At 75.5% G+C, this 7,752-nt stretch carries 8 protein-coding genes and 1 pseudogene; 8 read left to right on the forward strand and 1 reads right to left on the reverse strand.

Annotated features, from left to right (window positions below; genetic code table 11):
* The 5 genes from Q7T52_RS04985 to Q7T52_RS05005 all read left to right on the forward strand — a co-directional run.
* Nucleotides 1-1,038: AMP-binding protein (locus tag Q7T52_RS04985; protein ID WP_304799986.1), on the forward strand; the 1,038-nt coding region annotated here is incomplete at its 5' end.
* The gene (locus tag Q7T52_RS04990) at nt 1,035-2,591 is read left to right on the forward strand and encodes a YhjD/YihY/BrkB family envelope integrity protein (RefSeq protein WP_304799988.1); all 1,557 of its coding nucleotides are present in this window, start codon (nt 1,035-1,037) and stop codon (nt 2,589-2,591) included. The genes Q7T52_RS04985 and Q7T52_RS04990, both read left to right, overlap by 4 nt.
* Before the next feature lie 137 nt (nt 2,592-2,728).
* Nucleotides 2,729-3,646, forward strand: coding sequence for a hypothetical protein (locus Q7T52_RS04995; protein WP_304799990.1), 918 nt, complete (start codon nt 2,729-2,731; stop codon nt 3,644-3,646).
* 7 nt (nt 3,647-3,653) lie between these two features.
* Nucleotides 3,654-4,619 carry an NAD(P)-dependent oxidoreductase gene (locus tag Q7T52_RS05000; protein ID WP_304799992.1) on the forward strand — a complete coding sequence of 322 codons (966 nt, stop codon included), beginning with the start codon at nt 3,654-3,656 and terminating at the stop codon, nt 4,617-4,619.
* Nucleotides 4,559-4,918, forward strand: a complete 360-nt coding sequence (locus tag Q7T52_RS05005) for a sterol carrier family protein (RefSeq protein ID WP_304799994.1) — start codon at nt 4,559-4,561, stop codon at nt 4,916-4,918. Before Q7T52_RS05000 ends, Q7T52_RS05005 begins: the two co-directional genes overlap by 61 nt.
* A gap of 63 nt (nt 4,919-4,981) precedes the next feature.
* On the opposite strand, the gene Q7T52_RS05010 is transcribed toward Q7T52_RS05005, so the two are convergent.
* Nucleotides 4,982-5,170 (reverse strand): hypothetical protein, encoded by a 189-nt coding sequence (locus Q7T52_RS05010; protein ID WP_304799996.1) that lies wholly within the window; start codon nt 5,168-5,170, stop codon nt 4,982-4,984.
* Nucleotides 5,171-5,181: 11 nt separating this feature from the next.
* On the opposite strand from Q7T52_RS05010, the gene Q7T52_RS05015 reads away from it, so the two are divergent.
* From Q7T52_RS05015 to Q7T52_RS05025, 3 genes and pseudogenes are all read left to right on the forward strand, one after another.
* Complete coding sequence (locus Q7T52_RS05015) at nt 5,182-5,535, forward strand: metalloregulator ArsR/SmtB family transcription factor (RefSeq protein WP_304799998.1); 354 nt, start codon at nt 5,182-5,184, stop codon at nt 5,533-5,535.
* A gap of 9 nt (nt 5,536-5,544) precedes the next feature.
* Nucleotides 5,545-6,885, forward strand: a complete 1,341-nt coding sequence (locus Q7T52_RS05020; protein ID WP_304800000.1) for a dipeptidase — start codon at nt 5,545-5,547, stop codon at nt 6,883-6,885.
* A 9-nt stretch (nt 6,886-6,894) separates the two neighbouring features.
* Nucleotides 6,895-7,752 (forward strand): annotated as a pseudogene (locus tag Q7T52_RS05025) (hypothetical protein); the annotation flags it as partial.

A 7,752-nucleotide genomic window follows, 5' to 3' on the forward strand; every position in this document is an offset into this window, starting at 1 on the left:
GGGCTCCGGCTCGCGCCGCTCGACGCGATCGCACCGGTCCTCGTCCTGCCGCGCCGCCTCCAGGCCGGTCCCTCGCCCGACCGGTCGTCGGCCGCCGCCGCAGAGGCGCTGGTCATCTTCACCTCCGGCACCACCGGCGACCCGCGCGCGGTCGTGCACACCACCGCCTCGCTCTCGGCCGGGATCGGCACCGTCACCGACCTGGCCGACGTGGTGCCCGGCGCCCCGGTCGTCGGCTCGACCTTCTTCGCGATGGCGCCCGCGCTGCTGGCGGGCGTCCCGGTCGCGACCCGGACCCGCCGCCGGACCATCGAGGGGCTCGCGCCCCAGCTCACCTACGTCACCCCGCCCCAGGCACGCGACCTGCTGGCGGCCGGCACTCGTTTCTCCGGCCGCGTCTTCGCCGGCTCCGCGCCGGTCTCGGCACGTCTGCTCGGCCGGCTGCGGGACGCGGGGGCCCAGCAGGCGTGGGGGGTCTATGCGATGACCGAGGCGTTCCCGGTCGCGGCGGTCGAGGCCCGTGCCAAGGCGGCGTACGTCGACGGCGGCGGCGCGGGCGACCTCGTCGGCAACCTGGTGCCGGGCACGACCGCCCGCACCGACGCGCACGGACAGGTCGTCGTGGCGGGAGTCGGCACCGCGGCCCGCTACCTCGGTGGCCCGGTGCTCGACGAGGTGGCGACCGGCGACCGGGGCGAGGTCGTCGGGCGCAGCGTGGTGCTGCACGGCCGGCTCAAGGACATGGTCCTGCGCGGGGCCGACAACATCTATCCCGGCCTGCACGAGCCGTCGCTCCAGGTGCCCGGCGTCGCCCTGGCCCTGCTCGTCGGCGTCCCGGGCGACGACCTCGACGAGCGGCTCGTGCTGGTGGTCGAGCCCGAGCCGGGTGTCGCCGAGGCCGACGTACGCCGACGGCTCCGCGGCCCGGTCGCCGCGCTCGGCCCGGCCGCACCCGACCGGATCGTCGTCGCGACGATCCCGACCCAGGGACGCTCGCGCAAGCCGGACCGCGCGGCCACCGCCAGGATGGTGTCGTGAGCCCGACGACGCGACGCTGGCGCGAGCTGCTCATGGCCTCCCACAAGCGCTACACGCGGGCCAACGGCGACGCACTGGCCGGCTCGGCGACCTACTCCCTGCTCGTCGGGCTCGTCCCGGTCCTCCTCCTCGTCGGCACCGTGCTCGGCTGGGCCGGCACCGACGGGTCGACGGTCGCCGCCGGGGTGCGCAGGGCCGCCGACCGCACGCTCCCCAACGAGGTGGCCGACGTCGTCGTCACCGCGAGCGCCGACCTCGACCGCAGCCTCACCTGGGTCTCGGCCGCGATCATCCTGTGGCTGTCGGTGCGCTCGGTGCGCGCCCTGCGGACGGCGTTCCGCGCGGCCTGCGGGCAGGACAACGGCTCGGGCAACCCGGTCCTCGACAACCTGCGCGACGTCTGGCTCGCCGCGGTGCTGTACGCCGCCGCCACCCTCGCCGTGGTCGTCGTCGCCGCGATGCCGTCGCGGCTGAGCGGGGAAGTGGCCGGTGCGGTGCTGCTGACCGGGCTCGTCGGCGGGGCCATGTGGCTGCTGCCGTGGGCCGACTCCCGCCGCCCCTCGGCGGCCCGGACGACCGGGGCGGCGGTGGGTGCCTCGGCGGTGGTGCTGCTGCTCGGCACGGTCGGCGGCGCCTACATCGATCACACCATGCCCGGCCGGAGTGCGGTCTTCGGTGCCGTGGCGACGCTCGTGGCCACCGCCCTCTGGGTGGCGCTCTCGGTGCGCGCGGTGCTGCGGTCGCTGTCGATCGCCTCGGTCGCGGAGGAGTGGGCGCAGCCGGCGCCGCCCGACGACCGGGTGCTCTGGGTCGTCGTGCCGGCCTACCAGGAAGCTGTCGGGATCGGCGCCACCCTCGAGGCACTCGCCGCCCAGGACGACCTGAGGTTCGCGCTGGTCGTCGCCGACAACGCGTCGACCGACGGCACGGTCGCGGTGGTGGAGGCGTTCGCCGTGACGGCGCCGTTCCCGGTCCACGTCGTCGTCGAGACCGAGCGCGGCGTGGGGTGTGCGGTCGACACCGCTGTACGTCTCGCCCTCGAGCACGGGGCCGAGCTCGTCGCCCGCACCGACGCCGACGCCCTCCCGCATCCGGACTGGGTGCGCCGGATCCGCGACCGGTTCGCCCGCGGCGCCGAGGTCGTCGCGGGTGCGAGCGTCCCGCGACGCGACGAGCACCCGACACCGGCCGAGCGGTTCGTGCTGCCGGCGGTGCAGCGACTCCTCGCGGTCTACGGCCGCCACCGGGGCGAGCACCGCGGGCCCGACTACCTCGCGCCCTACGTGCTGACCCACGGGCACTCGTTCGCGATCACCGCCGACGTCTACGTGCGATCGGGCGGCGCCGTACGACAGGCGCTCGAGGCCGGCTCCGAGGACGTCGCGCTGCTCAACCGCGCCCGTCGCGTCACGCCCCACGTCGTGCGCGCCGACGAGGTCGTCGTCGAGAACAGCCTGCGCCGCCTGCGGCAGTGGGGCGTGCGCAACACCTTGCTCTGGTACTGGGACCGCAGGTACGTCCCGCCCACCGCGGACGAGGTGCACGTCCGGTGACGGCCCGGTCACGCGACCGACGCGTCTACACCGCGTCACACCCCGTCCTCTTCGGACTGCTGACGGCCACGCGCCGCAGACCCCTGCAGCGACTGGGCTCCCGGGTCGTCGTCAACGGGCACGACGAACTGCGAGCAGTGCTCACCGATGTGCCGCTCGACCGCACCGACGACCGGACGACGGGCGGGGCGATCCGCAAGCACGAGGGGGAGGGAGCCCTCTTCGACGAGTCCGGCACCCAGCACCGCGCCTCGCGCCGGGCGCTCGCCGAGCGGCTCGACTCCCGCGGCGTCGCGGCGCTGCGCCCGGTGTGGCGGCCGGTCCTCGACGACGCGGTCGACCTGCTGCGCGCGGGCGGTGAGCTCGACGTCTGCCGGCTGGCCGACGAGGTCTCCGGGCGCACCACCGCGGCCCTGCTCGACCTCGACCTGACGCCGGGGGAGTGCCGCGAGCTCGCCCGCGCCGCCCGCCGTACGGCGTCCTCCGCGGCCGCGGCCGAGGTGCCGTCCTGGCGTCGGACGCCCTATCGCGACCACCTTGCCGACGCCTTCGGCGGGCGCGTCGACCCGCTCGGCAAGATGCTCGCGCTGGCCGCCATCAACACGACCTTCGCCACCCTGCCGCGGGCGGTCGCCTGGGTCGCCGACGAGGGCTGGTGGGCCGACGCGGGTGACGAGGCCCGGCGCCCGGTGCTGGTCTCCGAGCTGCTGCGGGTGCTGGCGCCGACGCCGCTGCTGCCCCGGGTGACGGCGGCACCGGCGACGGTCGGCGGCCACGAAGTCACCCCCGACGACCAGCTCCTGCTGATGGTCCGGCACGCCGTCGACGCCCACCGTCGCGACCCGTCGGTCGACGACCCCGCCCCCGCCGCCGTCAGCCGTCTGGTCTTCGGCGCCGGGCCGCACGCCTGCCCGGGCGCCGGGCTCGCCCGGGCCCAGCTCGACGACGTGCTGGCGGCGCTGGCGGTGCTGGCGCCGCGGGTCGTCCGGGCCCGGCCCGACCGGCACGCCGCGCTCCCCGCCTGGCGCGAGCTCGTGGTCGCGGTACCCCGGTGAGGCCGGGATGAGCGTCGCGGTCACCGGCGCCAGCGGCTTCTGCGGCGGCGTCGTCGCCCGGCTGCTCCTCGCCCATGGCTACGACGTCGTCTCGCTCGGCCGCCGCCCCGGACCCGACGGCACCGAGCACCGCCGCTGGGACGCGTCGGTCGACACCCCCGACCTCGTCGGCTGCGCCGCCGTCGTCCACCTCGCCGCGGCGGTGGGCGACCCGCGGCCCGGCACCGACGCGCGGGAGTTCGAGCGCGTCAACGTCGACGGTGCCCGGAGGCTGCTCGAGGCAGCCGGCGACCGGCCGGTCGTCTGGGTCAGCTCGTCGAGCGTCTACGACCCCCGCCCCGACCGCACTCGCGTCACCGAGGACCACCCGACGAGCGGTGGGCACCTCAACGCCTACGGCCGCACCAAGGCGCTCGGCGACCGGCTCGCGCTCGACGCCGGGGCCGTGGTGCTCCGGCCGCGCGCCGTCTACGGCCCGGGCGACACCCACCTGCTGCCCCGCCTGCTCCGTGCGACCCGCCGTGGCCGGATCGTGCTGCCCGGCCACGACGTCGAGCTGTCCCTCACCCACGTCGACAACCTGGCGGGCGCCTGCGTGGCCGCGCTCGGCTGGGTGCCCGGGCCCTACAACGTCGCCGACGAGGTGCCCGTCCGCCGGGACGCGACCCTGGTCGACGTGCTCGAGGCGGCGCTCGCGCGGCCGGTCGCCGTCGGCCACGTCCCGGTCCCGGTCGCCGCCCGGGCGGCCGACGTCCTCGACACGCTGGCCCGGCTGACCGGCCGCGAGCCGCTGCTGACGCCGTACGCCGTCGACACGCTGGCACACACGTTCTGCCTCGACACGACCCGGGCCCGGTCCACCGGGTGGCGGCCGCGCGACCTGATGGCGGACTACCTGGCTACCTTGGGGGAGTGGCCGCCCGACTCCGTCCCGCCGACCCGCTCGCGGTCGCGGACGCGACCGGGCGGGTGAGCGCGGGCACCGCCGAGCGGGCCGACCTCAAGCTGCTCGTCAAGCACTACCTCGCGCTGCTCGAGGACAAGGCGCCCGGCGCCTCCGTCGAGGTGCGCGTCCCGCCCTACGCCGCCGTGCAGGTCGTCCCCGGCGTGCGGCACACCCGCGGCACGCCGCCGGCGGTCGTCGAGACCGACGCCGAGACCTGGATCGCCCTCGCCACCGGTTCGATGGCCTGGGTCGACGCCCTCACCGACGCCAAGGTCATCGCCTCCGGCGAGCGCACCGACCTCTCGCCCTACCTGCCGCTGGGATAGTCCCCCACGAACGGGATTCTCGAACGACTCCAGAATCCCGTTCGTGAGGGACTACCGCGGCGCTCAGTCGTGGGTGTGCTCGTCGCCGTGCACGTGCACGTGGGCCTCGCCGTCGTGGGCGTGCTCGTGGTCGTGGTGCTCGACGGGGTCGGGTCCGTCGTGGTGGCCGGGGCCGTGGGGGTGCACGTGGGCCGTGCCGTCGGCGTGGGTGTGCTCGTGCTCGGCGTGCTGCTCGCTGGTCTGCTCGGTCATGGTGCCACTATATGCATATGCACGCAGACGGCGAGGACTTCACGGTCGCGGCCGAGATCTTCCGGCTGCTCGCCGACCCGACGCGAGTCGCGCTGCTCCACGCGCTCACCCACGACGACGAGCTGTCCGTGACCGCGCTCGCCGAGAGCGTCGACAAGCGGCAGGCCTCGGTGTCGCAGCACCTCGCCAAGCTCCGCATGGGCCGGCTCGTGACCACGCGCAAGCAGGGCACGACGGTGCTCTACCGGCTGGCCAACGCCCACGTCGGCCGGCTCGTCGTCGACGCCCTGAGCCAGGCGGACCATCTCGGGCCCGGCGTACCCGCCCACCACCGGCAGCCTGACGGCGTCGACCCCCCCGGCTAGGTTGCAGGCATGAGCGACGACATCCGCGCCCGCGTCACCGAACTGCTGCCCCAGATCCGTCAGGACCTTGAGGACCTCGTCCGCATCGAGTCGGTCAGCGCCGACCCCGCCCGCGCGAGCGAGGTGCAGCGCAGCGCCGAGGCGGTGGCCGAACTGTTCCGCGCCGAGGGCTTCGCCAGTGTCGACATCGTGAGCGCCGACGGCGGCGCACCCGCCGTGATCGCGCACAAGCCCGGGCCCGAGGGCGCGCCGACGGTGCTGCTCTACGCCCACCACGACGTCCAGCCCGAGAACGACCACGCTGAGTGGGACAGCCCGCCGTTCGAGCCGACCGAGCGCGGCGACCGGCTCTACGGGCGCGGCGCCGCCGACGACAAGGCCGGCATCGCCGCCCACCTGGGCGCGCTCCGCGTGCACGGCGACGACCTTCCGGTGAGCGTCACGATGTTCATCGAGGGCGAGGAGGAGGTCGGCAGCGACTCCCTCCCGGCCCTGCTCGCGGAGCACCAGGAGGCGCTGCGCGCCGACGTCATCGTCATCGCCGACTCCGGCAACTGGGACATCGGCGAGCCGGCCCTCACCACCAGCCTGCGCGGCCTGGTCCGCGTCGACGTCGAGGTCCGCACCCTCACCCACGCCGTCCACTCGGGCATGTGGGGCGGTCTGGTGCCCGACGCGATCATGACGCTCACCAAGCTCCTCTCCAGCCTCTACGACGACGAGGGAGCCCTGACGATCGAGGGCCTCCACTCCCAGCCGGCCGCCGACGTCGACTACCCCGAGGAGCGGCTGCGCGCCGAGTCCGGCGTCGCTCCGGGCGTCGAGTGGGTCGGCCGGGGTCCGGTCGTCGAGCGCCTCTGGACCCAGCCCGCGCTCACCATCACCGGCCTCGACGCGCCCAAGGTCGACGGCGCCAGCAACACCCTGACCGCGGCCGCGCGGGCCAAGCTCAGCCTGCGCGTCGCCCCCGGCGACACCACCACCAACGCCCTGGCCTGCCTCACCGAGCACCTCGAGAAGCACGTCCCCTGGGGCGCCGCGCTCACCGTCACGACCGTCGACACCGGCGAGGCGACCCAGATCGACGCCACCGGACCGGCCTACGACGCCGCCCGCGCCGCCTTCACCGAGGCCTGGGACGGCACCGCCCCCGTCGACATGGGCGTCGGCGGGTCCATCCCGTTCATCGCCGAGTTCCTCGAGGCCTTCCCCGAGGCCAGCGTGCTCGTCACCGGCGTCGAGGACCCCGACACCCGTGCCCACGGGGCCAACGAGGGCCTCCACCTCGCCGAGTTCGAGAAGGTCGTCCTCGCCGAGGCCTTCCTGTTGCGCAACCTCGCCGCGATGTAGGCCGAGTCCGTGCGTGCGGCAACGCTGGACTTCCTGGCCCGCCACCGGCGCGAGCGGCTCGACCCGATCGCGGAGAAGCTGGTCGACACGATCCAGAGCGAGAACCCGACCTACCGCGTCGACCGCGTCCCCCGCTCCGACCTGATGCACTCGTGCGTCACCAACGTCGACCGCATCCTCGAGCTCCTCGCGCACGCGGTCCGCTCGGGCATCCGGCCCTACCAGAACGACCAGGACCCGGCCTACGACGCCGCCCGTGCGACCGGCCAGAGGCGCGCTGAGCAGGGCATCCCGCTCGACGACGTGCTCCGGTCGTTCCGGATGGGTGGCCGGCTGGTGTGGGAGGACCTCATCGAGCGGGGCGAGGAGCTGCTCGACGCCGCCGCGCTGCGCGACATCGGGACCCAGCTCTGGGAGGTCGTCGACGCCACGTCCGCCCAGGTCGCCACCGCGTACCACGCCCACGAGCGCGGGCTGGTGCGCGCCGACGAGCAGCAGCGCGCCGAGCTCTGGGAGGGCTTGCTCACCGGCCGCGGCCGCGAGCCCGGTTTCGCCCGCGGCGCGGCGCTCCGCCTCGACCTCCCGGTGACGGCCGACCTGCTCGTCGTCGTGGCCGCCCGGCTCGACCGGCGCGCGGCCGACGAGCGGCTCGCGCCTCATGCGACTGCGTGGGTACGCCGCACCGAGGGCGTCGTGGGCCTCGTCGCCCTTCGCGAGGACAGCACCGCCGAGGCCTGCGCCGCGCTCGACGCCAGCGCGCGGGCCGACGGCGTCCCGCTCGGGGTCTCGGCGCTGGTGGTCGGTCTGGCGGCGGTGGACGAGGGCTACCGGCAGGCGGCGCTGGCGTTGCGCGCGCAGGGCGACGTG

This window comes from Nocardioides sp. (assembly GCF_030655615.1).
Lineage (GTDB): Bacteria > Actinomycetota > Actinomycetes > Propionibacteriales > Nocardioidaceae > Nocardioides.

Excerpts from the sequence above, each read along its gene's own strand:
- Q7T52_RS05000 (WP_304799992.1), top strand. The coding sequence starts at position 3,654 with ATGAGCGTCGCGGTCACCGGCGCCAGCGGCTTCTGCGGCGGCGTCGTC.
- Q7T52_RS05010 (WP_304799996.1), bottom strand. The coding sequence starts at position 5,170 with ATGACCGAGCAGACCAGCGAGCAGCACGCCGAGCACGAGCACACCCAC.
- Q7T52_RS05015 (WP_304799998.1), top strand. The coding sequence starts at position 5,182 with ATGCATATGCACGCAGACGGCGAGGACTTCACGGTCGCGGCCGAGATC.
- Q7T52_RS05020 (WP_304800000.1), top strand. The coding sequence starts at position 5,545 with ATGAGCGACGACATCCGCGCCCGCGTCACCGAACTGCTGCCCCAGATC.